This window comes from Lactimicrobium massiliense (assembly GCF_900343155.1).
Lineage (GTDB): Bacteria > Bacillota_I > Bacilli_A > Erysipelotrichales > Erysipelotrichaceae > Bulleidia > Bulleidia massiliensis.
This window is the reverse complement of the sequence record NZ_OUNG01000001.1, coordinates 478,860-504,617: the sequence shown is the minus strand read 5'-3', so window position 1 is coordinate 504,617 and position 25,758 is coordinate 478,860. Positions and strand designations below refer to the sequence as shown.

27 protein-coding genes and 1 other annotated feature are annotated in these 25,758 nt (G+C 46.2%); of the genes, 22 read left to right on the top strand and 5 right to left on the bottom strand.

The genetic code is table 11. The features are described 5' to 3' along the window. Positions 1–82 precede the first annotated feature (82 nt). Entirely contained in the window at positions 83–1,537 is a 1,455-nt protein-coding gene (locus DHU66_RS02460) for a S10 family peptidase (protein ID WP_167836223.1), read from the bottom strand. A 234-nt stretch (positions 1,538–1,771) separates the two neighbouring features. Between DHU66_RS02460 and DHU66_RS02455 the strand changes: the two genes are divergently transcribed. Both DHU66_RS02455 and DHU66_RS02450 read left to right on the top strand, forming a co-directional pair. Continuing rightward, complete coding sequence (locus tag DHU66_RS02455) at positions 1,772–2,173, top strand: Hsp20/alpha crystallin family protein (protein ID WP_108774295.1); 402 nt, start codon at positions 1,772–1,774, stop codon at positions 2,171–2,173. A gap of 40 nt (positions 2,174–2,213) precedes the next feature. Continuing rightward, positions 2,214–2,642 (top strand): Hsp20/alpha crystallin family protein, encoded by a 429-nt coding sequence (locus DHU66_RS02450; RefSeq protein WP_108774294.1) that lies wholly within the window; start codon positions 2,214–2,216, stop codon positions 2,640–2,642. Between the two features lie 122 nt (positions 2,643–2,764). Here DHU66_RS02450 and pepT read toward each other — a convergent pair whose 3' ends face one another. Continuing rightward, entirely contained in the window at positions 2,765–4,006 is a 1,242-nt protein-coding gene (pepT, locus tag DHU66_RS02445) for a peptidase T (protein ID WP_108774293.1), read from the bottom strand. A 274-nt stretch (positions 4,007–4,280) separates the two neighbouring features. On the opposite strand from pepT, the gene mgtE reads away from it, so the two are divergent. Both mgtE and DHU66_RS02435 read left to right on the top strand, forming a co-directional pair. Further along, positions 4,281–5,684, top strand: coding sequence for a magnesium transporter (gene mgtE / locus DHU66_RS02440; RefSeq protein ID WP_245309334.1), 1,404 nt, complete (start codon positions 4,281–4,283; stop codon positions 5,682–5,684). Between the two features lie 261 nt (positions 5,685–5,945). Beyond that, positions 5,946–7,220 carry a DDE-type integrase/transposase/recombinase gene (locus DHU66_RS02435; RefSeq protein ID WP_167836185.1) on the top strand — a complete coding sequence of 425 codons (1,275 nt, stop codon included), beginning with the start codon at positions 5,946–5,948 and terminating at the stop codon, positions 7,218–7,220. Between the two features lie 199 nt (positions 7,221–7,419). Here the strand turns inward: DHU66_RS02435 and DHU66_RS02430 are convergent, their stop codons facing one another. After that, complete coding sequence (locus DHU66_RS02430; RefSeq protein WP_108774292.1) at positions 7,420–8,769, bottom strand: transglutaminase-like domain-containing protein; 1,350 nt, start codon at positions 8,767–8,769, stop codon at positions 7,420–7,422. A gap of 398 nt (positions 8,770–9,167) precedes the next feature. Between DHU66_RS02430 and DHU66_RS02425 the strand changes: the two genes are divergently transcribed. The 5 genes from DHU66_RS02425 (at position 9,168) to DHU66_RS02410 (ending at position 12,602) form a co-directional block, all read left to right on the top strand. Then, entirely contained in the window at positions 9,168–10,220 is a 1,053-nt protein-coding gene (locus DHU66_RS02425; RefSeq protein ID WP_108774183.1) for an IS1595 family transposase, read from the top strand. Between the two features lie 129 nt (positions 10,221–10,349). Then, complete coding sequence (locus DHU66_RS02420) at positions 10,350–10,919, top strand: hypothetical protein (protein ID WP_135358284.1); 570 nt, start codon at positions 10,350–10,352, stop codon at positions 10,917–10,919. Beyond that, entirely contained in the window at positions 10,894–11,361 is a 468-nt protein-coding gene (locus DHU66_RS02415; protein WP_108774290.1) for an EAL domain-containing protein, read from the top strand. Before DHU66_RS02420 ends, DHU66_RS02415 begins: the two co-directional genes overlap by 26 nt. Before the next feature lie 73 nt (positions 11,362–11,434). Next, positions 11,435–11,596 carry a hypothetical protein gene (locus DHU66_RS12130; RefSeq protein WP_167836222.1) on the top strand — a complete coding sequence of 54 codons (162 nt, stop codon included), beginning with the start codon at positions 11,435–11,437 and terminating at the stop codon, positions 11,594–11,596. Further along, positions 11,583–12,602 carry a LacI family DNA-binding transcriptional regulator gene (locus DHU66_RS02410; protein ID WP_108774289.1) on the top strand — a complete coding sequence of 340 codons (1,020 nt, stop codon included), beginning with the start codon at positions 11,583–11,585 and terminating at the stop codon, positions 12,600–12,602. The genes DHU66_RS12130 and DHU66_RS02410 overlap by 14 nt, the downstream gene beginning before the upstream one ends. Here DHU66_RS02410 and DHU66_RS02405 read toward each other — a convergent pair. After that, positions 12,594–13,073: a gamma carbonic anhydrase family protein gene (locus DHU66_RS02405; RefSeq protein WP_108774288.1), complete on the bottom strand. Its 480-nt coding sequence runs from the start codon at positions 13,071–13,073 to the stop codon at positions 12,594–12,596. The genes DHU66_RS02410 and DHU66_RS02405 overlap by 9 nt on opposite strands. A 162-nt stretch (positions 13,074–13,235) precedes the next feature. Then, positions 13,236–13,480 (top strand) — a binding site (T-box leader). Positions 13,481–13,621: 141 nt separating this feature from the next. Between DHU66_RS02405 and DHU66_RS02400 the strand changes: the two genes are divergently transcribed. From DHU66_RS02400 to DHU66_RS02375, 6 genes are all read left to right on the top strand, one after another. Further along, on the top strand, positions 13,622–14,893 hold the full coding sequence (locus DHU66_RS02400) for a DDE-type integrase/transposase/recombinase (protein ID WP_108774114.1): 1,272 nt from the start codon (positions 13,622–13,624) through the stop codon (positions 14,891–14,893). A 199-nt stretch (positions 14,894–15,092) separates the two neighbouring features. After that, entirely contained in the window at positions 15,093–16,586 is a 1,494-nt protein-coding gene (locus DHU66_RS02395) for an ISL3 family transposase (protein ID WP_245309333.1), read from the top strand. 69 nt (positions 16,587–16,655) lie between these two features. Continuing rightward, on the top strand, positions 16,656–17,543 hold the full coding sequence (locus DHU66_RS02390; RefSeq protein ID WP_108774287.1) for a MetQ/NlpA family ABC transporter substrate-binding protein: 888 nt from the start codon (positions 16,656–16,658) through the stop codon (positions 17,541–17,543). A 505-nt stretch (positions 17,544–18,048) separates the two neighbouring features. After that, the gene (locus DHU66_RS02385) at positions 18,049–18,936 is read left to right on the top strand and encodes a MetQ/NlpA family ABC transporter substrate-binding protein (RefSeq protein WP_108774286.1); all 888 of its coding nucleotides are present in this window, start codon (positions 18,049–18,051) and stop codon (positions 18,934–18,936) included. Between the two features lie 77 nt (positions 18,937–19,013). Further along, positions 19,014–19,985 (top strand): methionine ABC transporter ATP-binding protein, encoded by a 972-nt coding sequence (locus DHU66_RS02380; protein WP_108774285.1) that lies wholly within the window; start codon positions 19,014–19,016, stop codon positions 19,983–19,985. Next, on the top strand, positions 19,982–20,623 hold the full coding sequence (locus DHU66_RS02375) for a methionine ABC transporter permease (RefSeq protein ID WP_209451716.1): 642 nt from the start codon (positions 19,982–19,984) through the stop codon (positions 20,621–20,623). Before DHU66_RS02380 ends, DHU66_RS02375 begins: the two co-directional genes overlap by 4 nt. A gap of 281 nt (positions 20,624–20,904) precedes the next feature. On the opposite strand, the gene DHU66_RS02370 is transcribed toward DHU66_RS02375, so the two are convergent. Then, the gene (locus tag DHU66_RS02370; protein WP_108774490.1) at positions 20,905–21,573 is read right to left on the bottom strand and encodes a zinc ribbon domain-containing protein; all 669 of its coding nucleotides are present in this window, start codon (positions 21,571–21,573) and stop codon (positions 20,905–20,907) included. Between the two features lie 191 nt (positions 21,574–21,764). Between DHU66_RS02370 and DHU66_RS12125 the strand changes: the two genes are divergently transcribed. From DHU66_RS12125 to DHU66_RS02340, 7 genes are all read left to right on the top strand, one after another. Next, on the top strand, positions 21,765–21,941 hold the full coding sequence (locus tag DHU66_RS12125) for a hypothetical protein (RefSeq protein WP_167836221.1): 177 nt from the start codon (positions 21,765–21,767) through the stop codon (positions 21,939–21,941). Between the two features lie 75 nt (positions 21,942–22,016). Next, the gene (gene cdd / locus DHU66_RS02365; RefSeq protein WP_108774284.1) at positions 22,017–22,439 is read left to right on the top strand and encodes a cytidine deaminase; all 423 of its coding nucleotides are present in this window, start codon (positions 22,017–22,019) and stop codon (positions 22,437–22,439) included. Between the two features lie 90 nt (positions 22,440–22,529). After that, positions 22,530–23,126 (top strand): ECF transporter S component, encoded by a 597-nt coding sequence (locus DHU66_RS02360; protein ID WP_108774283.1) that lies wholly within the window; start codon positions 22,530–22,532, stop codon positions 23,124–23,126. A gap of 76 nt (positions 23,127–23,202) precedes the next feature. Next, on the top strand, positions 23,203–23,565 hold the full coding sequence (locus DHU66_RS02355; protein WP_108774282.1) for a DUF488 domain-containing protein: 363 nt from the start codon (positions 23,203–23,205) through the stop codon (positions 23,563–23,565). A 27-nt stretch (positions 23,566–23,592) separates the two neighbouring features. After that, positions 23,593–24,489 (top strand): HAD family hydrolase, encoded by an 897-nt coding sequence (locus DHU66_RS02350; protein WP_108774281.1) that lies wholly within the window; start codon positions 23,593–23,595, stop codon positions 24,487–24,489. Beyond that, positions 24,489–25,325 carry a Rossmann-fold NAD(P)-binding domain-containing protein gene (locus DHU66_RS02345; protein WP_108774280.1) on the top strand — a complete coding sequence of 279 codons (837 nt, stop codon included), beginning with the start codon at positions 24,489–24,491 and terminating at the stop codon, positions 25,323–25,325. The genes DHU66_RS02350 and DHU66_RS02345 overlap by 1 nt, the downstream gene beginning before the upstream one ends. Next, positions 25,325–25,669 carry a hypothetical protein gene (locus tag DHU66_RS02340; protein WP_108774279.1) on the top strand — a complete coding sequence of 115 codons (345 nt, stop codon included), beginning with the start codon at positions 25,325–25,327 and terminating at the stop codon, positions 25,667–25,669. The genes DHU66_RS02345 and DHU66_RS02340 overlap by 1 nt, the downstream gene beginning before the upstream one ends. Positions 25,670–25,758: the final 89 nt, after the last annotated feature.

The following is a 25,758-nucleotide window of genomic DNA, read 5'->3' as shown; positions in this document are numbered from 1 at the left end:
CAGAACCGGTCAGGATTTTCATCCAAAATTCCGTTTACAACCCCTACTTTGTCAGCAGCCTCGCAGATGCCGCCCGTAAAGCTTAGTGATTGGAAGGATCCTTGCCCTCAATGAAGGCTCTGACATCAGATGCCAAAGCATGGACATTATCCTCACCAAGATAAATCATATGGCCGGAACCATATCCCTTCCAGAAGGTTCTGTCCTTAGGCAGATGATCATGGTCAAGGGTATGGAAGACAAAGCCGAACTCCGTACACAGATCAAACCAGCCGTTGGCAAAGAAGGCACGCATGCCAGGTCTGCGGTCCATGGCTCTGCGCAGCTGCTCACCGGTTGTGCCCATTGGTGTTTCCTTGTCCCAGTTTTTCCAATAGTTGGCAAGCTGCACATAGGTACGGTCCAGTTTGACATTGAGTCTTGGCAGAACATCGCCGGTTAAGGCAGCATAGAAGTAAGCATCATAGCGGTCTGCTGTGGCATCATCTTCTTCGCCCTTATTGCGCTCTTCCAGCTGCGGCAGCAGCAATGGTCTTGTCACACGGCCGTCATAGCGGGAGACGGCTTTGCCATCTTTGCGGCATACTTCGGAGCGGAAATCATCATCACCGATGCGCAGATCGCGTGCTTCCAGATATTCTCTGGACACACCTGTGTAATAGCAGACCTTTTCGATGATCTGCTCTTTTTCTTTGTCATCCAGGGATTCACCTTTGTAGAGTGCCAGCAGGTAATCATGATCCGCGAAGGCTTTGGCTTCTTTGACAAACTCTTCAACAGACTGGTCTGTTGGATGATGGTGATACCAGTTGACAGCTGCGTAGGTAGGGAAGCCGATAATGCTGGATTCTACCGGCAGGCCCTGGCCAAAGTACTGACCACAGGTGATCGTGTTGCCGATCATGACGACACCGTCAAAGGCGATGCCATAGGCACGCTCTTTGCCTTCACTGGCAGCAATACCGACAGCAGTTGCTGTTCTTGTGCAGCCATAGCTTTCCCCAACCAGATACTTCGGCGAAAGACCGCGGTTGTACTTCCGGCACCAGAGCTCAATGAAGTTCAGCAGTGCTTCGGCATCCTGCTCAATGCCAAAGAAGTCTTTCTTCTTATCCTGATTCAGCAATACGCCATAACCGGTGCCAACCGGATCAATCAGAACGAGATCGGCAATGTCCAGCAGGCAGTCCGGATTGTCGATGACTTTCCAGGGACCGAATGCGGAAGGACGGTCGGGCTCACCATAGCTGACTCTGCGTACACCCAGGAAGCCAGTATGGACATACATGGAAGAACTGCCAGGGCCGCCATTGTAGCCAAAGATCACCGGTCTGGTGCTGGCATCTTTGACATCAGAACGAAAATAGGAATACGAGAAAATAGATGCGACGGCTTTTCCTTCAGAATCATAGAAGACATTGTCTTCAGATACAGTCTTGTAAGGAATCTTCTTGCCATTGAGTTCAATGGAACCTTCGGAAGTGAAGCGGGCTGGCTTGAAATCATCCTGCTTCATGCTTTCAGTCTGATACAACATATCTTGCCTCTTTTCTATGGGCTTCATTATAGCAAAGCGGGCAACAGAATGGAAAAGATACGATTTAGCAGTTAGAACATTTAAATGCCAGAAATAAAAATACCTAACATGAAATAGAGATTTGAAATACTAGCATAAATAAAAATAAAAAATTTAGCACTTAACTATTGACAGTGCTAAACAAGTGATTACTATTATGGGTGTAAGAGGTGAGAGCCTCAGGGAGGTAATAACATGAGATACGCACCTGAAAGAAGTTTGTTTGAAGATATGTTCAATGAGTTTGGCCTGAATTCCACAGGTCTGATGAGAACAGATGTCCATAAGAAGGATGGCAGCTACAGCTTAGAGGTTGAGCTGCCGGGATATCACAAGGATGATATCAGAATTTCTCTGTACAATGGTGAGCTGACGATCCGTGCACAGCGCAATGAGAGCAAAGAAGAGAAAGACGCCAAGGGTGAAGTCATTCATTCCGAGCGCAGCTATGGTGCCGTGAGCAGAACGTTCTACGTCGGTGATCATGTGAAGGAGAGCGACGTACATGCGTCCTATAACAACGGTATTCTGACTGTGACGGTTCCTTCCGCTGAGAAGAAAGAAGCCGAAGAGAAGAAGTATATTGATATCCAGTAATCAGTAAAGAGAAGTTTGATCAGTAAAGGAGATGATTGCAATGAGGTTCATGCCGGATGTGAGAGATGATTTTGATCTGTTTGATGATGTCTTTGACAATGGGTTTGATGTTCCGATGTTCAATCAGGAGCCTGTGCTGAAGACAGATGTGGTTGAGAAAGACGGCAAGTATATCATGAAGACAGATCTGCCGGGCTTTGCAAAGAATGATGTCAAGGTAACACTTGAAAACGGTACATTGAGCATTCACGCTTCCCGCCATGAGAACAAGGACGAGAAGGACAAGAAGGGCAAGGTGCTGCGCCGTGAGAGAAGATACGGATCCTACAGCCGCAGTTTCTATGTAGGCAATCAGGTGAAGGATTCCGATGTCAATGCGTCCTACAAGGATGGCGTGCTGACAATTGAATTGCCGGCAAAGGAAGACAAGAAAGAGATCCCTGAAAAGAAGTACATTGCCATTGAATAATGGTATTTGCAAAGTGCCATACGTCCCCACAAGGGACGAAAGGGTCTGCCCCTTGAGGCAGTAAAAAATATACAAAACAAGGTGTTCTGGATGATTTTCCGGAACACCTTTTGTTTTTCTGTTTAGTTTTCTGTGCTGTAGAGGTCGGCCAGATTGAGCAGAATCTCAACATTCTTTGACATGGACTGTACCGGTACATACTCGAAACGTCCATGGGCATTTTCATATCCGGCGGAAAGGTTAGGACATGGCAGACCGCGCCATGACAGTGCAGAGCCGTCCGTGCCGCCGCGGAAGGCCACCTTATGCGGTGTGATGCCAGCCATTTCAATGGCTTTGACCAGGTTTGGAATCATGAACGGAACTTTCTTAATGGCTTCGCCAAGATTGCGGTACTGGATGGAAATCTTAATGGATGCGGCATTATTGCCATATCTTCTGTTGATTTCTTCCGTGATCTTTTTCAGATATTCATTTCGCTGATTGAAGATTTCGCTGTCATGGTCACGCACAATCATGGTCAGTACAGCATGTTCACAGGTTCCGTCAAAGGAAATCACATGGTAGAAGCCTTCTCTGCCTTCGGTATACTGGGGCTTTTCAAACTTCGGCAGCATGCCCATGAACTCTGCACCCATATCCACGGCATTCTTCATGATGCCTTTGGCAGTGCCGGTATGTACGGATAAGCCAGTAAAGGTCACAATGGCTTCGGAGGCATTGAATGTTTCATCTTCATAATAGCCGCAATAGTCACCATCCAGCGTATAGGCAATCTTCGCCTGAAATCTGTTTAAATCCAGATCTCTGGCCAGACCGCCGACTTCTTCATCCGGCGTAAAGGCAAAGGCAAGCAGATTATGCTTTCTTTCCGGATGATTGACGAGGTATTCAATCATGGTCATGATGGCCGCAATGGATGCTTTGTCATCACCGCCCAGCAGGGTGGTGCCATCTGTCAGAACAAGATCCTGATGGATGTAGTTTTTCAGATTGGGATAGTCAGATACCTTCATGACAATATTCTTTTCTTTATTCAGGACAATGTCTGAACCATCATAATTCTCAAACACCCATGGCTTTACATTTTCACCAGAGGCATCCGGGGCAGTGTCCATGTGTGCCACAAAGCCGACTGGCATGCCTTCCTCTGTATTTGCCTGCAGCCACGCATAGACGACACAGTGCTCTTTGTCATAGTACGTATCCTTGACACCAATGTCCTGCAGTTCCTGATACAGCATCTTTGCCAGGTCAAACTGGCATGGCGTACTGGGAACGGTGCCAGTATGATTGGCTGACTGTGTATTGACTTTTGCATAGCGGATCAGCCGTTCTTTTACTTTTTCATCAAATGTATTCATTTTCTTTCTCCTGCCTGCCATTATACACACAATTTTTTATCGCCAGGAGTCAATTCAGGGGTGAAATCCGACCGCGGTCAGAATAAAATGTATCTGAGAAGTGAAAGGGGTGGTTTTGCATGGATAGTGGTGCCGGTCACGAACGAAGAAAGCAGAAAATAAGCACACGCTCCTCAGACCACCCGAATTTCTGATCACATGACAATACGTGTCTGAAGCGCTGTGCCGGTTTTCTGTATGCATGCAGTACATGAATACAGGAGGAAAAAGAATCATGGCAGGAGCTGTAAAAGAAAAAGATAATGAAATGACAGCTGTGCAGTCGATTGCTCAGCTGGTCCGCAGCGGTCTTTCTCCAAAGGTGATCAAGGAGAGACTGGATGACTATCACGCCAATGATATTGCCGATGCGCTGGATATTCTGCAGCCTAATGAAAGGGCTATTCTGTATCGGCTGATGGACGTTGACAGTCTGTCAGATGTGATGGAGTATTCGGATGATGCGGATAAGTATCTTGAAGAGATGAATCCGCGCAAGGCTTCGGATATTCTGGCTCACATGGAGCCGGATACAGCCGTGGATTTACTGAAGAATACAGATTCACGTTCCAAGGTTGTCTGGCTGGAATTGATGGATGAGGTGCACCGCAACAATATCCAGCGGCTGGCATCGTATGATGAAGATACCATTGCATCCCGTATGACAACCAACTTTGTAACATTGTCTTCCTCACTTTCCATCAAGGAAGCAATGAGTTCTCTGGTCAGGCAGGCGGAGGATCATGACAACATCTCACAACTGTATGTCGTAGATGAAAAGGGTATCTACTATGGTGAGATTGATCTGAAGGAATTGATTCTGGCCCGCCAGGATGAGAAACTGGAAGACATTGTTGTGACAGAGTATCCGTATGTGTATGCGGATGAAAGGATTGAAGACTGTCTGGAAAAACTGAAGGATTATTCCGAGGAATCCATTCCGGTACTGTCAGATGAAAACAGAATTCTTGGTGTGATTACTTCCCAGGATGTGGTTGAAGTTGTCGATGATGAGATGGGTGATGATTATGCCAAGCTCGCTGGTTTGACCGCTGAGGAAGATCTGCGGGAACCACTGAAGGAATCTGTGCATAAACGTCTGCCATGGCTGGTATTACTGCTGGTGCTTGGTCTGTTTGTATCAAGTGTTGTTGGTCTGTTTGAGACAGTTGTAGCTACTCTGCCAATGATCATGAGCTTCCAGTCCATGATTCTGGATATGTCCGGTAACGTCGGCACCCAGTCTCTGGCTGTAACCATCCGTGTATTGATGGATGAAAAGCTGACCGGCAAAGATAAGCTGCATCTTGTCCTGAAGGAAATGCGCTGCGGCCTTGTCAATGGCATGATCCTTGGTGCTTTGGCCTTTGTTGGCGTCGGTATCTTCATCATTCTCTTCAAGCACTATACACCGGCTCATGGCTTTGCCATCTCCGGCTGTATCGGTATTTCTCTGATGGTGGCAATGCTGATCTCCAGTGCTGTTGGTACAGTAATCCCGCTGTTCTTCAAGCAGATCGGTGTTGACCCGGCCGTTGCGTCCGGACCGCTGATCACAACTGTGACCGACTTGGTTGGTGTTGTGACATACTATGGCCTGGCATGGCTGCTGTTGATTGAAACCATACATGTAGCATAGAAAAGAGGCTGCTGGGAAACCTGAAGCTGGAAAGCTTAAAGGTTGCAGCCTCCTTTTTTGTTTCTCACCTCATATACACTTAACATTGCACCTATGAATAAAAGGGGCATTTCATGAAAGCTCGTATGCATTTTTTTGAGATCTCCATACAAGCACTGTAATAGTTAAATGAAAATGTCACCTTTCTGATTTTTTGAAAATGTCACCCTTTTACGGGATGGATATCAGTATTTGAGTAGAATGCCTCATTGGAGGTGTTCTATGAAGAACGATAAAGACAAGTCCGGAGCGTTGAAACTTCTGATTCAGAAGCAGAGCGATCCACATATCACTTACCAAGAGATAACTGAGAAAACTGGTTACAGTAAGAGACAGCTTATACGGCTTGCGGGGGAGCTGAATGAAAAGGATATGCAATCTATCCTTGTTCATGGTAATACCGGCAAGAAGCCAGTAACGACTGCCTCCGACCAAGAAGTCAGTTACTTAGAAGAATTCAAGAAAGCATATCCAAGCATTACCATAGCACAATTCAGAGATATCTACCGAGAGGATGTAATCTGGGGAAGAGATCCTGAGAGGAAAGGAGATGCAGCGAAATATGGACTGAAGGATAGAAGTAAATCTTGGTTCAGAGATCTTTTCGTACGAGAAGGTTGGAAGTCACCAAGTGCCAAGCCGATTCGAACAGATGGTTCGCATGTATCGCATCCAATTCGTAGGCCGAGAGACCGCCGCGGAGAGCTGATCCAGATTGACGGCACTCCATATGATTGGTTTAACGATGGCAGAGCTTACGCACTGCATCTGGCAGTAGATGATGCAGGAACCGAAGTGCTCGCAGGATGGTTCATGCCTACAGAGTGTACCAGAGGATATGCACGCATGATGCGTCTAATCCTTGAAAAGTACGGTGTTCCGATGGCAACATATTCTGACAAGGATTCTGTCTTCAGAAGTGTTAAATCCGGAAAGCCGTCACAGTTCGCGGACATGCTTGCCCGTCTTGATATCAAGATGATCTTTGCCAATTCACCACAGGCTAAAGGACGTGTAGAGCGGTACAACGGCACTGCTCAGGGACGCCTTCCGAATGATATCATTCGATTCCATATTCCACATAACTACAACACGCTGAACCGCTGGTTTAATGAGAAGTACATTCGTTATCTCAACGCAAAGTTCTCATTCCCGGTTCTGGATCCAGTCGATGCATTTCGTCCGCTTCCGACAGATTTTGATTATTCTGCCGTGTTCTATGCGGAATATCCAAGGACCATGAGAAACAATATGTTTTCGATGGGAAACTCATTATATGAAGCCTTTGACGCTGATGGAGTAATGCTCGAAATCTATCAGAAGACACCTATTACTGTGAAGATTGATGCCTTTACTGAAGAAATGTACATCAATCGATATGGCAAACACTACAAATGCGTAAAGGTGGGCGAGCGTAGAAGAGATCCGATCTATGAAGCGGACAGTCAGAAGGACGTACAGCGCATCCTCAGTGTTCTGGAAGATCATAGAAAGTAGTATTCGTGACAAAACAGTAACAATTAACAAACGGTGACAAAATCAAAAAATCTTAACAATCTCCATACAAGCACTGCAAAGACTTCTGTCAGGATATTGCAAAATAAAAAACACTCGCCGCATTTTGAAACGAGTGTTCTTGGGTTAACAGTCAATGCTATCCGTTAACTTACTGACATTGGATCTTCTTCCGCTGTTTTTATTTGTGGGTGAGCTTTTCCATGGCAATGACTGTCTTGGTGGATTCAAGTTCATTGCCGTGCAGGCCTCTGTCTTCATATTCAATCTCACCAGACTGATTGTCATAGGGGTCGCTGCGCCACCATTTCTTAGCTGGAGTGAATTCTTTCTGGAAGGCGTTGTTGGCAGCCATGCGGAAAGGATCCAGATTGCCAAAGTAGAACTTCTGCCGTTTCAGATTTCCTACCCGGAAGGCAGAGCCGCCAAAGGAAGGATCCGCAAACAGCCACCCGTATGGCTTGATGTAGAACATGGCCCAGTCATGGTTGCCGGCACTGTCAGGGGTGACATAGAGACCGGACTGCCAGTGGGCAGGAATGCCAGCACAGCGGCAAAGCGTGATAAACAGCAGTGCCTTGACACCGCAGTCACCAATCCGCTGGGTGGCAGAGTATTCATTGATCAAACCCAGTGTCATGTATTCTCGCATGTAGGCATATGTAATGTTCTCCGTGCAATAGCGGTAGAAGTTCCATGCCTTGCGGTACGGATCTGTTTCATTGCCGGAAAGTTCTTCGCATAACGCTTTGATCAATGGAGAAAAGACAATCTGCGGCTGCTCTTCTTCGATATCAAAATCTGCAGTCTCTGTGCTGATGTGCTGATCTTCATGATAATTCACGATCGAATCGTATTCATATTCCACAAAGAACGGATGATTCTCTTTCAGATCTTCCTGGAAGGAGATGGTGCGGCTGAGACTCTTTGGATCATCAATGAACGCATGCTCGCTGTGATCCAGAATGCGGATATTATGCATATTCATGCATTCTGCTGGAATGGGAAGGTGGACAAGTACTTTGCCGGGATGGAAGGCTTCATCCTTGATTCTGATTTCTGTCCGCAGATGAATGTGGCGGCCTGCCCAGCCTTTTTCTGCCATTTCATCGGCATTGTCTTCCAGCAGTTTATTGTGTTTTTGCAGAGGACTTCCCACTGCTTCGGCAATCTCTGGCCATACTTTCTGCATGGACGCAAAGAAACGGGATTGCAGATGCACTTTGCCATTGATATAGATCCAGTCGGCTGCCTTGCTGTCTTCATAGTGATGCAGCTGTGCCATCGTAAAGGATGGAATTTCTTTCTGCACAAGGGCCAGTGCCTGTTCTTCATCATATGGGTAGGCTGATGGCAGGCGGGAAAGAACTTCCCGTTCTGTCTCCAGACGGTCTTTCATGCATTGGGGTGTATAGGAATCCTGCAGATACAGCAAAATCAGGCGTTCTGCTTTGTTAAAATCGCCGGCTGCCTTGGCTTTGGCAACATCTTCCGGCAGCGGAAAACGCAGGGAAACAAGTTTTTCGAGCATAAAACATCTCCTTTTCGGAATATCATACACTTTTTCATCAAGCTTTCACATTTGTTTCATCGTTTGTGCACAGCATGCTTGTACTATATGCTTGTCAGATGAGAAAACATCTGCAAAAATGATTTCTTTTCCTCCCTGAAATGAATCATGATTGGAGAAAGATCCTTGTGCCAGCATGGATCTTTTTCATTTTTCGAAGAAATGTTTCAGATTCAGATCGCATAGTGGACAGGATATGCATACATGATAATATTATGGCATTCTGCGATATATGGGGAAGTTTGCGGATTGGAGGGTTTTTTTGTATGACGCTATTTTCAAATAAATAGTTGATGTACCCGAACAAGTACATCAAGTTAATATCTATAACTTATCATGACTTCAGTTGAGGTGATGATATGCTCGTTAATCAGAATTTCCTGAATTCTTTATCTCCTGTCGAAATTGAATTCATTCGTGTTGGTTTAGAAAAGCTATTCAGAGAGAAAGTAAACTGTACGACAACAAATTACGAGAATCTCTCTTTGCATGTTGAGAAATGTCCTCATTGTGGTTCAACTCACTTTGTTAAGAATGGCTTTAACCCACATAATCGTCAGAAATACAGATGTAAAAAATGCAAATCTGTTTTTATGGCAACAACAGGTACGATGTTTACTCATTCCAGAACAAGCTTTGATATCTGGACTACTTTTATCTCTGGCGAGCTTAACGGAATGACTCTGACTCAGCAGAGTGTAGCTACAGGCTTATCAGTTACTACCTGCTTCAACATGCGTCACAAGTTATATCAGGCTGCAGCAAAGATTCAGAATAATGTGGTCTTAAGTGGAAATGTTGAATTGGATCCTACTTATACCAAAATCAACCTGAAAGGGACCGGGAAGGATAAAATGCCAAGATTCAGCAAACAGCGTGGAAAGCATCGCCGTCATTCAACCAAGCGTGCTTTACCTGGCACCAGCCATCACAAGATCTGCCTGGTAACAGCTATTGATGAGCATGACAATATTCTCTTTAAAATTGGAGGATTAGGCAGAGAGAGTGCAGAAATTCTGAATCAATATAGCTCTCACTTCGCAGCGCATTCAACAATTATCAGTGATGACAGCCATAGCATTCAAACTTTCGTGGGCGATAATCACTTCAACAGTGACATTATTCCATCTAACGGTTATTTAACACCAAAGGGCAATACAGTATCTGAAGTAAACGAGCTTCACTCTGAGCTAAAAAACATGATCAGGCAGAAACATGGTATCAGCACAAGACATCTCCAGGGTTATTTGAATTGGATCGTCATGAAGAAATATTTAAAGTACAGGCTGGACATGCGCAAATGGAAATCAGAAGCATACATGGAAACAATGTTTGAACAGATTCCATTTACCTGTGCGGAGATCCCAAAGCTTAAAATGCCAATTAACCTCTATGAGGCATATAGCTCATGATATTTTGGTGTTTACAGCCTCATCAACTAAATCTTTGAAAATAGCGTTGTATGAAAAAATGGAAGAGGCTGTCCGAAATATTTTTAATTGTTCTTGGCTGTTTTCTGCTATTCTGTTCTTTTTTCTATTGTGAAGGAAAATCAATCCTCTGATCTGATGAATCAGGACATTGCCAGGGATATCCACAATGATACTGGCAAAAAGGTGCTGGTTGTCTGTTCTGGAGCAGCCGGTGATCTGGACGCCCAGTTTGAGCTGAATGCTATACAGGATACTTTGTACCGGCAGGGAATTGGCTATGAAGCTGTGTATCTCAGGGATGCGTCAGATGCGCTTGTGCAGCAGGAATTGCAGGAAAAAATTGATCATGGCATGCAGGGCGTGATTGTCTGCGGTGATCCGGCTTTTACGCTTGCCTGCCATGAACAAACCGGCTTTTTTGCCAGTCTGCCGGTATTCTTCATGGATATGACAGACCAGGATCTTGCCCGTCAGCAGGTGCAGTCCAATCCGCTGTTTGCCGGAATCTGTGACAGCAGTCGGCTGGAAAATGCCATTTCTGCATTTGCACATATTCTGCCAGAAGCAAGCTGTCTGACCGTCATTACCGACAGCAGCGGACAGGGACTGAGGGATCAGAAAGATCTGCAGGAAGCCCTGGGTGAGAGAGCGGATGCCAAAGTGCACCTGCTATGTTGACTGGCTGCAGGAAATGCTCAAAAAGTATCGGATTCCACCGCATCTTTTGAAGACTGAGATCACCGAAAGCATGTTTATGAACAATGCCCAGGAGTCTGTGCGCCTGTTTGACCAGCTGCACAAGATTCATGTAGGCCTGATGATGGATGATTTTGGCACTGGCTATTCTTCTTTGAGCTATCTTAACTGGATTCCGTTCAATACGATTAAGATTGACCGTTCGGTCGTGACGACATGGCTGCAGCCAGGCCGCCAGGATGCGATGAACGATTTGATTTCCATGGCCCATCATCTTGGCCGCAGTCTGGTAGCGGAAGGTGTCGAGACAAAGGAACAGTATGAAATCCTGAAGAAACAGGGTTGTGATTATATCCAGGGCTATTATTTCAGCCGGCCGATTCCGGCGGATGAGGCAATTGCATGGCGCATCGGAGAATCCTGATGCGCTTTTTTGATAGAAAGTGAACGTTGTGATGGTATCCGGACATGTTTATACTTGTAATACAGAGGTTAAAATGAAGATAAAACCAATGGTATGGCTGACGAAGAAGGACGTTACAGGTTCTGCAGACAAGGATCAAAGAGGTGCTTCATACTGGCATCGGAATGGGCACAGACACAAGAAAAACAGTCAGTCCAAGAGATCAATAACAGGAGGAAAACATGGCAACGATTAAGGATATTGCCAGGATTACCGGCTACAGTATTGGGACCGTATCCCGGGTGATAAATCATCATCAGGATGTTTCCGATAAAGCAAGAAAAGAGATTGAACAGGCGATCGAGGAGCAGGGCTATCAGCCCAATGCCAATGCCAAGCTGCTCAAACAGACGCATACAAACAGTATTACCGTATTCATCAAGAGTACATGCAATATCTTCCTCAATGGCATGCTGGAGACTATTCAGAGCATGCTGAAACAGGCAGGGGAAGAAGTAAAAGTTGTGTTTATGGATGAAAACAGTGATGAGGTTCTGGCCGCAAAACGTATTTGTCATGACAATCATCCGCGCGGCCTGCTGTTTTTAGGTGCGGATCTGGATCATTTCCGCCATGAATATGAAGAAATGGGTGTGCCAGGCGTACTGGTGGCCGCTGATGGCAATGGTCTGCATATTGACAGCCTGTCTTCTTACTGCACGGATGATGATGCCGGGGCAAGGGCAGCCGCAGAATATCTGATTGACCATGGCCACCGTCACATCGGTCTGCTTGGCGGTGTGGATCCCGATGTGCAGGGACAGGTTGCCTATAAGCGTTATCATGGCCTGAGCAGATGCCTGAAGGAGCACAATCTTTCCTTTGTGCGCAGCCGGCAGTATTCTCCCTGTGAATTTTCTCTGGAGGGCGGCTATGAAGCCGGCAAAAATCTGCTGCATACATTTCCTGAAGTCACTGCCGTTTTCTGCATGAGTGATACCGTTGCCATTGGCGCCATGCGGGCATTCTCAGAAGCAGGACGCCGCATTCCGGAAGATATTTCTGTTATTGGATTTGATGGTATCGATTATTCTCAGTTTACGGTTCCACGTCTGACAACTGTATGTCAGGATACAGAGACGATTGTGCGCAGCAGTGTCAATGATCTGTTAATGCGGATCAAGACAGATGCCCCTTCCCGCCACAATATGGTGCCGTTTCACATTGTGGAAGGAGAGAGTGTCTGCCAGCTTTCAAAGTGATTTCACGGTAAGACTGTCTTTGGCAAGCTGACAGTAGCTGTCGGCATTCTGCTGGATGCCATTGATCTCTTCTGCTGTCAAAGGACGCATCACTCTGGCTGGTACTCCTATGATCAGAACTCCTTCAGGATATTCTTTATCCTGGGAAACAAGCGCGCCGGCGGCCACAATGGTATTTGCATGAATATGGGCACCATTCATGATGATGGCACCCATGCCAACCAGTACATTGTCATCAATGGTGCAGCCATGGATGATGGCACTATGGCCAACTGTAACATTGTTCCCAATTGTGACGGGATGGCCCTTGGAGCCATGCACCATGACAAGATCCTGAATATTTGTGTTGGCACCAATGGCAATAGGCGCCATATCCCCACGCAGCACGGCATTGTGCCAGATGGAACTGTTTTCCTGTATGGCAACAGATCCTGTCATAACCACATTCATGCCGGTATAATATGCATGCATATACTTTCACCTCTTCCTTTTTACCATCATAATCCATGCAGTCCGATCTGAAAACAGATGGCGTGCAATGATTGTCCTGCCAGAAAGGTATAGGAAATTTTTATATCTGCTGATTATTTTCTTGTATTTTTCATCTGCCGGTTTCTTTCGTAAACTATGACTAACAAAGCGAAGAAGGGAAGAGTAGACAGATGTCAAAGCATGACAGAGAGGTTCCTGCATTTGGTGAAAGGGAACTGCGGCGGCATTGATTGAACATGGTCCTGGAGCTGCCTGGCTGATATGTAGGTCAGGACGGGGAATCCCGTTACAGATTGCGAGTATTTCTGGTTTCAGCGTACTTGAAGAGGAAGTGGCCGTGAGGTCATTTTGAAGTAAGGTGGTAACGCGCAGACAGCGCCCTTATTGACGGGAGTGCTGTCTTTTATTTCCATTGCTTTCCGCTTCTGTCATAGTTAAATGAAAATGTCCCACACGTGATCAAATGAAAATGTCCCATTGATTTCATGTTTCTTCCGAACTAATGCATTCATCTGGAGGTGATCCAGATGAAGAAGATCAAAGACAAAGTCAAGGCTCTGGAATTACTGCAGCAGAGGGATTCAAACCCAAAGATTACATGCCAGTGGATAGCTGATCAATGCGGTTACAGCAGGAAGCAGATTGAACGATTGTCTGCCGAAAGAAAGGAAAAGGATACGTCTGCTATCCTAACTCACGGCAATACCGGAAGAAAGCCGGCAACCACTGCCTCCGACCAAGAGATCAGGTACCTTGAGGGACTTAAGAAGACGTATCCGTCTATCACCATAGCACAATTCAGGGATATCTATCTGGAAGACGTCATCAGAAACAAGGATATGGAAGCTGACGTGGTGAAGTATGGACTGAAGGAACGCAGCAAATCCTGGTTCCGTGAACTGTTTGTCAGAGAAGGATGGAAGTCCCCTGCAGATAAACCGATCAGAATGGACGGCTCCCGCGTCACACATTCAACGAGGCCTCCAAGAGCACATATGGGAGAACTGGTCCAGATTGATGGAACTCCTTACGACTGGTTCAATGACGGAAGAGACTATGTACTGCATCTTGCAGTGGATGATGCCAGTACCAGAGTGCTTGCAGGATACTTCATGCCTGAAGAATGTGCACGCGGATATGCCCGTATGATGAAGCTTGTTCTGGAGAATTACGGTATTCCGGAAGCGCTGTATTCGGATAAATTCTCAGTGTTTCGCAGCGTTAAGGCAGGTACACCGACACAGTTTGCCAGAATGATGGATAAGCTGGGAGTAACGATGATCTTTGCCAATTCTTCCCAGGCAAAGGGACGTGTGGAACGCTACAACGGCACCGCGCAGATGAGGCTCCCGAATGATTTGATTCGGTGGAAGATTCCTCATAACTATGACCTTCTGAATGACTGGTTCAACAGGAAATATCGGCTCTATCTGAATATGAAATTCTCATATCCGGTGAAGGATCCGAACGATCTGTTCCGTCCAATACCCGCTGACTTCAACTCTTCGAAAATCTTCAGAGCTGAGTATCCGAGGCAGATCAGGAACAACGTATTCTCAATGGGAAACAGTCTGTATACAGCAGTAACAAGCGATGGAGAGGTAGTCCGCTTCAATCAGAAGCAGAGTATTACAGTATATGAAGATGCGATCACTGAAGAGATCTACATTGAAAGATATGGAAAGCATTACACATGCATGAAGGTTGGGGAGCGGAAGCGCGACAGAATCTATTCAGTTAATAACGAGAAAGAACTTCAGAAAGTTCTCAATGAGATGGCGGAAGAAAAAACTAAATGATTGTGATGCATCAAAGTTTTATAACAAGATGGGACATTTTCAAAAAATCTTAACACCATTGCTTTCCGCTTCAAGAAAAATAAAGGCTCAATCCCAAAACCTGTTGATATGACGCCATGTGGGACGGAGATATAGTACGAATATAAAAATGGATCTCGTATAATTGTGTGTACCCAAACATACAAGATAGGAGATCCATATGAATGTTAACACACAGCCGCTTATTCAGGAAGAATTACTTGATACCAGATCAGACGATCTGCGCTCCGATGCACATGATCTGATTGATTCAATTTCTGATGTGCAACTCCAGAGTGGCATTTTAACATTCTCATCAGGTCTGCCATCCTTTACCCAGGTTGGTATGCCGGAAACGGCCGTTAAAGAGATCTCTGTAGGCACATCATCCAGACCTGCCAGGCGCAGTGTCACTGAATATTTCTTTAAGGGAAAGCTGAATCGTCTGAACGGACAGCCGATTTACTGCAGCTGCTGTGGTCAGGAAATGGTGTATAACGGCACAACTGAGGTTGACTTGAAACACATTCCTATGGGAGGTATCTATACTCATATCGTTGTATCCAAGCAGAGAGCACTCTGCCAGAATAAGAACTGTCCGGTCAGTACTTATACAGAACCACTAGATTTCAAGGCTCAGGGACATCTGATTACAGCTGCTCTTGAGAACTATACACGCGATCTGCTTCGCTTTGGACTGACAATGAAGGAAATATCCATCATTACCGGTTTAAGCAAGAATACAGTCAAGGAGATCGATAAGAAGCGCCTTCAGGAGCTGTATACCGTTAATGGTGAAGGCAAGGAACTGAAGAAGCCTGCAGAATGCCTGGAGTATCTTGGCATTGATGAATTTCTTCTTCATAAAGGCCATAAATACGCTACGCTGATCATGGACCTGAACAGCGGACATGTGCTGTACCTTGCCTATGGCAGGAAGAAACAGACTGTAAATGACTTTATTGACTGGGTCGGCAGCGACTGGATGAAGAACGTGAAGGCTGTGGCCTGTGATATGAACAGTGACTTTGAAGAAGCCTTTAAAGATCGCTGTGAATGGCTGGATATTGTCTATGACCATTTCCATCTGGTCAAAAACTTCAATGACAAGGTGGTATCAGAAGTCCGTAAAGAGGAACAGAAGCGCCTGATAGAAGAAGGCAATACAGAAGCTGCCAAAGCTCTCAAAGGCTCTAAGTATGTTCTGATGACAAGTGCTGAAACAAGAAAGCAGAAAGAAAAAGATGCCAAAGCGGGCAAAACCATTGCCCGTGGAAGCGATCTGTTCAAGAAGCCGGAGGTGAAGCAGAAAGCAGGCGTTGAAGAAGAATACAAGAAGCTATTGGATGAAAACAAGCTGTTCTTCACCATGGATCTGGTAAAGGAACAGCTTGATAAAGCATACAAAGCAAATAGCGAAAGAGGCATGAAGATTCATATTAAACGGATCATACGCACCTGCAAAGCAACAGAGAACAAGCATTTCATATGGTTTGCCAAGCTGCTGGAGGAACACATGAAAGGAATTATCTCTCATGCAAGAGTCCATATCTCATCCGGCAAAGTTGAAGGAACCAACCAGATGATAAAAACATTGAGACGCAAAGGATACGGCTATCCAGATGATGAATATTTCTTCCTGAAGATCATTGATGCCAGCAGGAAATTCTCATGACCTCTGGGTACATCTATCAACAGGAATTAGGACTGAACCAAAATAAAAGAGGAGGAAAAGAAAAGCGCTATGAAAAAGAATGTGATCAGAACTATTACAGCTGCTGTGCTGGCAGCATCTTTGGCAGGATGCGGCAGTGCTTCCACAGCCGCATCTACCAGCAGTGCATCTGCGGTAAGTGACAAGGTGATCAGAGTGGGTGCTTCCGCAACCCCGCATGCCGAGATCCTGAACAATGTTGTCAAGGATGTCCTGGCTGAGGATGGCTGGACGCTGGAAGTCACGGAGTTCACAGATTATGTGACGCCGAACACTGCCCTGGAAGAGGGCTCTCTGGATGCCAACTATTTCCAGACACTTGGCTATATGGAAGGTCAGAATGAGGACAAGGGCATGCATCTGGCGGCTGCAGTTGGTGTGCATATTGAGCCGATGGGCATCTATTCTTCCAAGATTACAAGTCTGGATGATCTGCAGGATGGTGCCGAGATTTCCCTGCCGAATGATACCGAGAATACAGACCGCGGCCTCAGAGTTCTGATTCAGGCGGGACTGCTGAATGATCCGGGTACAGATGGCAACCTGACTGAGACTGACTTCAATGGCAACAGTGAACTCAATCCACATAACTACAAGATCACACCAGTAGAAGCTGCCCAGGTTTCCCGTACACTTGATGATGTTGATATTGCGGTTGTCAATGGCAACTATGCGCTGGAGGCAGATCTGCCTTCTACACATCCTGCCATCTATGTCGAACAGTTTGATGATGAGACAACCGTTGTGCGCACAAACTTCATCGTCGTGGAAGAAGATCAGCTGGACAGTGACAAGACAAAGGCACTGGTCAAGGCGATCACATCTGACAAGGTCAAGCAGTACATTGAGGATACCTATAAGGGCTCTGTGATTCCGTCCTTCATTAATGCAGAAGGCAATCCAGTCACTTCTGACTGAGAGCTGCATTAATAATTCTGGTCCTGTGGCAGTTCTGCCATGGGACTTTTTTCTTTATTCTCCTGCCAATCTGATTAGATGCATGAGACTGTGCTATAGTCTCAATCTATAACTGATGATTGCTTTCTGGTATTTGTGGAAGTATTGCATCACAGAAAAGGGAAGGTATACTAGGAACCATCAAAGGCAAGGAAGGGAAGAGTAAACAGACGCCAAAGCATGACAGAGAAGTTCCTGCATTCGGTGAAAGGGGACTGTGGAGGCACTGATTGAAGATGGTCCTGGAGCTGCCTGGCTGATATGTAGGTCAGGACGGGGAATCCCGTTATAGATTGCGAGTATTTCTGGTTTCAGCGTACTTGAAGAGGAAGTAGCCGTGAGGTTATTTTGAAGTAAGGTGGTAAAGCGCAGACAGCGCCCTTATAGGAGAAGGGTGCTGTCTTTATATATTTGCCAGTATCTTTCCGCTTCAAGCAAATCAAAAGAGGAGGAAAAGAAAAACGCTATGAAAAAGAATGTGATCAGAACTATCACAGCCGCAGTGCTGGCAGCATCCCTGGCAGGATGCGGAAGTGCTTCCACTGCAGCATCCGGCAGTGCATCTGCAGATTCATCTGACAAGGTTATCAAGGTTGGTGCTTCATCTACACCGCATGCCGAGATCCTGAACAATGTTGTCAAGGATGTCCTGGCTGAAGATGGCTGGACACTGGAAGTCACAGAATTTACTGACTATGTCACACCGAACACTGCTCTGGAAGAGGGCTCTCTGGATGCCAACTATTTCCAGACTCTGACATACATGGAAGATCAGAATAAGACCAATGGCCTGCATCTGGCTGCTGCTGTTGGTGTTCATATTGAACCGATGGGCATCTATTCTTCCAAGCTGACAAGCCTGGATGATCTGCAGGATGGTGCTGAGATTTCTCTGCCGAACGATGCAGATAACCTAGACCGCGGCCTGAGAGTACTTGTACAGGCTGGTCTGTTGAAGGATCCTGGCACAACAGATTATGTCACTGAGTCCACATACAATGGCAACAGTGATCTGAACCCGCATAACTACAAGATCACACCGGTTGAAGCAGCTCAGGTTTCCCGTACACTCGATGATGTCGATATCGCTGTCATCAATGGCAACTATGCCCTTGAAGCAAGCCTGCCTTCCACACATCCTGCCATCTATGTTGAGCAGTTCGATGATGCCAAGAAGATTGCCCGCACAAACTTCATCGTTGTAGAAGAAGATCAGCTGAACAGCGAGAAGACAAAGGCACTGGTCAAGGCTATCACATCTGACAAGGTCAAGCAGTACATTGATGATACATATAAGGGATCTGTCATCGCATCCTTCATTGATGAGAATGGCAACCCGGTCACTTCTGACTGAGTCTTACATCAATCATAAGCATTTGTTCAGGAGTCCTGTGCTCCTGAACATTTGTTGTTTCAAGGAAGGAGTAAACAATGATCGATCTGGTAAATGTACAGAAGAGCTTCGGTGATAACGAAGTTCTCAAAAACATCAATATTCATATCAACGACAAGGAAATCTACGGCATCATCGGTCAGTCCGGCGCCGGCAAGTCCACGCTGCTGCGCTGCATCAATGGCCTGGAGGATTTCCAGTCCGGCACGATCACAGTAGATGGTCAGAAGATTGACTGCCATAACAAGAAGCAGCTGCGCCTGCAGCGCAAGGACATGGGCATGATTTTCCAGAACTTTAATCTGCTGAGTCGTCTGGATGTTTATGGCAATGTGGCGCTGCCTATGCATTTCTGGGGCATTAATCCTAACAAGCCGGAGAACAAGGCAAAGATTGAACATCTGATTGAGCTTGTCGGCCTCAGTGACAAGGTCCATGCCCGTCCATCTGAGCTTTCCGGTGGTCAGAAGCAGCGTGTTGCCATTGCCAGAGCACTGGTCAATGATCCTAAGATCCTGCTTTGCGATGAAGCAACCTCTGCGCTGGATCCGCGTATTACCAACGGTATTCTGGAACTGCTGAAAAAGATCAACAAAGAGATGGGCATTACGATTGTGGTTGTGACTCACCAGATGGAAGTCGTCAAGCAGATCTGTGAAAGAGTTGCGTTTTTGAAGAATGGTGTTGTGCTGGCAGAAGGCAAACCAGAAGATCTGTTTGTGCGGCCGACTGAAGATATCCGCCGCTTCCTTGGTGAAGAAGGACAGCATTTGCCAACAACTGGTGTCAATATCCAGTTGTTCTTTACAGATGACAGTTCCAAGGAACCGGTCATCACGGAAATGGCCAGAGAGCTTGGCATCGATTTCTCGATCTGCTGGGCAAAGCTGGAAGAATTCCGCACCGATATCTACGGATCACTTGTCTTGAATATTAGCGAAAAAGATCAGGACCGCGTCGCTGCCTTCCTTAAGGAGAAAGGCGTGTCCTGGGAGGTGCTGAAAGCATGAGTATGTCATCTGTTTTGTGGCAGGGCACACAGCAGACCCTGTACATGGTATTTTTCTCCACACTGGTCGCTGTCATCGTCGGATTCTTCCTGTCGATTGTACTGACACTGACTGCACCGGATGGATTAAAGCCCAACAAGGTTGTCTATGGCATCCTGGATGTCATCGTCAATATCTTCCGTTCCTTCCCGTTTATCATTTTGATGCTGCTGGTGATCCCGCTGACAAGACTCATTGTCGGCAAGTCCATCGGTACAACCGCTGCCATCGTGCCACTGACCATCTATGCGATTCCGTTCATTGCCCGTGTGTTTGAAAACGCAATGCGGGAAACAGATGCCGGTGTCATTGAGGCTGCCAAGTCCTTTGGTGCAACAGACATGCAGATCATCTGGAGAGTATACTTCAAGGAAAGTGTTCCCCGTCTGCTCAATGGCATCGTCCTTCTCATCATCAACATGGTCGGTGCCTCTGCAATGGCAGGTACCGTTGGCGGCGGCGGTCTTGGTGATGTCGCCATCAGAAAAGGCTACCAGTCCTACGATATCAAGTATCTGTTCTGGACATCTGTAATCCTGATTGTGTTTGTCCAGCTTGTACAGGCTGTTGGCAACTGGCTGTATCGTAAAAAGAGCTGATCCTGCACCGCATATAAAACCCGGAATGGTTTATCCCATCCCGGGTTTTCAGGTTCTGCAAGTGTGAAAAAGTAAGTTTCACAATAGCGTCGCTGAAGTTGATCTTATCTTACAGGAATGTCCACGCTTTCATCAGTGGAATTCAGCCGTACAATTTTTCTTATCCGATATCTGCTCTGGCTCTCAGCAGGTACTGAAATGAGTTTAACGAATAAGAACAGTCATCTTACTTTTGAAGCGTGCCGTATCATTCTGGATGACATTCAGAATATATGCCATGATCAGTATGAGGAATGATTCTCTTTGCGCCAGGTAATGATGCTGGCAGCCGCAAGGCCGACGGCACCGATGACAAGCAGCCATTTACCGATTCCTGCATGAATATTCATGCCGGTATCATAGCCGGAATAATTCATCCTGGTGGCATAGTTGATCTGATGATGAAGGACAAAAGTGAAGATCAATGCAAATACGGCACCAATGTGCAGAAGCGGCATGTACTTTTTGGAACGATAAGGAATGATTAATGCGGCAATCCCAATCACATCCAGCAGCACTGCCAGCAAAGAATCAATATCATAGGCATTGCCGCTGATGGACCAGCTTGTCTCAAGCATTGACATTTTTACAGAAAATAGTGGCAATACTGTGCCGGCAATTAACAGAACACCGCTGATGCCATACAGGTAATCAATCTGAAATGACTTCTTTTCCGGCTGTGGCTTCACATCGCTGTTTTCTGTTTCAGGTTTCTTTGGCTCTTCCGTGTTTTTCTCTGTGGTACCGAGGTCTGTTACTGGGCTTTCTTCCTTCTTTTCTTCCGCATGATCCGAAGATTCTGGCTTTATTGCAGGATCGTCAGGCTGCGGTTCATCCAGCTTTGTGCCGCACCAGGAACAGTAGTTTGCATCATCACGGTTTTCTTTACCGCATTTTGGACAGGCTTTCATCGTATGTTCCTCCTGATCTTTCTATGAGAATTATAGGATAAAATACACTTCTGTGCGCAGGCAGATGTATCGATATCAGAATATTCATCATCACTCTAATATGATAATAATATACTATAAAACAGGTGCTAATAAGCTATCTTATAAGAACTATGACAATATAATATTATTCGTATCAGGAGGAATATAATATGACTGTATTAAGAACAGAGCAGAGACATACAAGTTTAGCTTCACGGATGATCGATTCGATTCGTCAGGGCCTGGAGATTTATGGCTGGACGGCTGTGATGATGGATGGTGCACGCTGCCATAATGCCCAGATGATGAATGAGGCAGACAGACATCTGCAGAAAGTAATAAGATAATGCAATGCGGGATGATGATCATTGGCGTGGTCATCATCTTTTTGTGCTATCCTGAAAGGACAGAGGTAATGATTTATGGAAAACAGTGAATTGATCAGGATGGCTTTAAAAGCCAGAAAAAATGCGTATACACCGTATTCGCACTGGGCGGTAGGTGCTGCTGTTGAAACTGCAGATGGTGAAGTATTCCTTGGCTGCAACATTGAAAATGCCGGTTTTTCCGCTACTAACTGTGCGGAACGCACAGCCTTCTTTTCTGCGGTTTGTGCAGGTCATCATGATTTTGTGAAAATTGCGATTGTCGGCGGCAAGGCAGGAGAGGAACCAACTGTATTCTGCCCGCCGTGCGGTGTCTGCCGGCAGGTCATGATGGAGTTCTGCAATCCGGATACATTCCAGATCATCCTTGGCATTGATCCTTCACACAGTGAGGTTTATACATTGAAGCAGCTGCTGCCGCAGGGATTTGGACCTAAGGATCTTGAAGGTGCCTGCTGATTATCTGGCCATATAATATTTGCCAAAACTGGATATATTCATATAACCAGATGACGGTATAATTGCTCTCAAAGAAAAGGGGACAATTATATGGAGAACAAAAGAAATCCGGTTCTGCGGCTTTGCGTCATTGGTTTGATGGCGGCACTGGCCTATGTTTCATTCACATATCTGAAGATCAATATTCCAACACCGGGTGGTTACACAGCCTTCCATCTTGGCAATACGTTTGATGTGCTGGCAGCTTTATTGCTGGGCGGTCTGCCTGGCGGCATTGCCGGTGCCATCGGTATGGGCATTGGCGATCTGCTGGATCCGGTTTACATTACAGTAGCACCAAAGACCATTATCCTGAAACTTGGCATTGGCGTGGTTACAGGTCTGATTGCCCATCATGCCTTTCACATCAACCGTCTGTCTGGCAGGAAGCTGGTCTGGGCAACCGTGATCTCCTGTGCCGGCGGCATGCTGTTTAACTGCATTGGCGAGCCGCTATTTGGTTATTTCTATACAGCTTATATTCTTGGGGCACCAGCCAAGGCTGCTGCAGCACTTGCAAAGTGGAATGCTGTAACAACCTTCACCAATGCCATTCTGGCTGTGATTATTGCAAGCTTTCTGTATCTGGCTCTGCGCCCCCGCTTAGCTAACAATGGCACACTGAAGAAGATTGGCCCAAAGTATTGATTGCTCGATTCAGGCATCTGCGGATGCCTTTTTTGTTTGGCAAGACTACAATAAGAATGAAATCTGGAGGTGTGATATGGGTGTGCTGCAGGTAAAAAGAATTTATCTGGCTCCAGCAGAAACAGATGGCTGCCGGATTCTGGTGGACAGGCTGTGGCCAAGAGGAATTTCCAAAGAAAAGGCAGAATTGTTTTCCTGGGCAAAAGAGGCTGCGCCCAGCAGTGATCTGCGCAAACAGTTTCATGCGGATCATGACTTTGATGCCTTTACAGCTGCATATCAGAAGGAACTGGAAAATAATCCGGCCGCATCTGATCTGCTTGCCATGGTGAAAGAACAGCTTGCAAAGGGAAATGTAACACTCGTGTTTGGATCCAAAGATGAAGAACATAACAATGCGCCTGTGCTTGCAGCATGGCTGCAGTCAAAACTGGACTGATATATCCCGAACAGGTACAATTTTTGCATGAATAGAAAGTATATATTTCTTGATATTGATGGAACGCTGTACAGCGTTGCCCAGGGCGGCATTCCTGCCAGTGCCGAGCAGGCAATCTTTGCGGCCAGACATAACGGCCATAAGATTTTTCTTTGTACAGGAAGATCACTGGCTGAGATTGTAAGTTATTTGGATTATAAATGTGATGGTTTCATTATGGGTGCCGGCGCGATGGTATATGCCGAACGGAAGCGGATCTTTGACCATCCCATCCCGCCGGATGATGTGACAGAGTTCCGGCAGCTGCTGGATGGCATGGGCTTGGGCTATTCCCTGGAAGGCAGTGCCGGTGCCTATTGTTCGCCGGCTGGCTATGAGAAGCTGTTATGGTATTTTTCCGGAGGATCAAAGGACAGGAGCGTACAGATTGCCAATGCTGAGAAAAACTGTACGTATCCGGTGTCGTATGGTGATGAAGCATCGGATCACATTTATAAGATCTGTGCATTTGGAGACAGCTGGGAGCCAAAATATCCAGAACTGGAAAAACGTTTGAAAAAGCCGTATATCCTGACCCAGTCCATGAATCTGCCGGATGATCATTTCTGCATTGGTGAGATTACCAATGGGACGGTTAACAAGGGTACGGGCATCGGACATGTGCTTTCGTATTATGGCGGCAGTGTGGAAGATACGATCGGGATTGGTGACAGCAGTAATGATATTCCGATGTTTCGTGCTGTCCATCATGCCATTGCCATGGGCAATGCCACCCCGGTGACCAAAGAAGCGGCTGACTGGGTGACGGCCGATATTGGCTCACATGGCATCCTGATAGCATTTCTGCATGAAAATCTCATCACAGTGGAGCAGTATGATGAGATTCTGGAAGCACTTGCCCGCCAGGAAGGGAGTCAGAAATAATGAACCGGATGGAAATACAGGATGGCTTTGATACATGGCAGGAACATGTACTGACCATCATTACGCTGATGAACAGTGATGATCCTGCGCTGGAAAGGATCGAGATTGGGGAGCAGGCATATCCATCAGAGCAGTTGTCTGAAAGCCTGCAGGACAGCCGTAAAGCATCCGATTTTGCCAGCAGAATGTGCAGTGCGGACAAGCTTGTCTATCATGGAAAGTCTTCTGTCCTGCATGAAATTTCTCTTACTTTTGAAAAAGGACAGAAACCAGTGCTGAATTATGATGGTACACCGGAAGAGGCAGAAGAGTTTGTCTTCCAGCTGATCAAAGCTGTCGGCATGGTCTTTCCGGACGTCAATCAGCTGTATTCTGCTACGGTTCATTTTGGCTCAGGCTCTTTGATCATCAACCAGAAAGTCGTTTTGGATGACAGAATGACCTGGGATGATTTCCAGAAGACGCGTCTGTACCGGGATGTGCTGCCTCCTGTATCAAAGGAGAAGGTGAATATCGGCCGTCCAGTATCTTTGTTTGGCCGGGAATGGGTGATGTCGCTGCATTTTGCGAATCATTTATCTTTGATCAGTATGCGTCTGATCATGCCGGGGAAAAACGGACAGGCCCACTATCAGAACCTGGATGCGGGTGAGATGAGCCTTGGCTTTGATCAGGCATGTGCGTTATTGAATCATGCCAGCGGGCAGGAAGGTTTCCGCCAGAATCTGAATGGCATGGTATGTTATGGCTATGAGAAGCTGAATATGATGGTTGTCCAGGACAGACAGGATGCATGTGTCTGTTTTGTGATGATGTATGGAAAGGATGATGCCTGATGTCTAAAGATATGACACTGCTGCTGATTGTGATCTGTCTGGCCGCATTTGCTCTGCTGTTTGCAATTGATCTGATGTTAACGGTGCATCATCCGGTCACCCGCAAATCAAAGAAAAACTGCACGGGCATTGTCAATGGCTACATTATGCACCGTACACAGGTATCCAAAGGCATTGACAATATCAGCGTACAGTACAATGTGTACGGCATCTCCTACACACTGATTGAAGGGGTGCCGTCTGATGACAGACTGTTTCGGGAGGGCACCCAGACACGTGTCTTCTATAATCCTGCCATGCCGTTTGTGGCCTATCTGAAGGATAAAGAGCAGCTGAAGAAATAATATTGTTAATACTCACAGTTGCGGATGGGCAAATATTTCAGGAATGCTAAACTGATAACAGGCAGTATTGCTGCCAGCAGACAGACTCT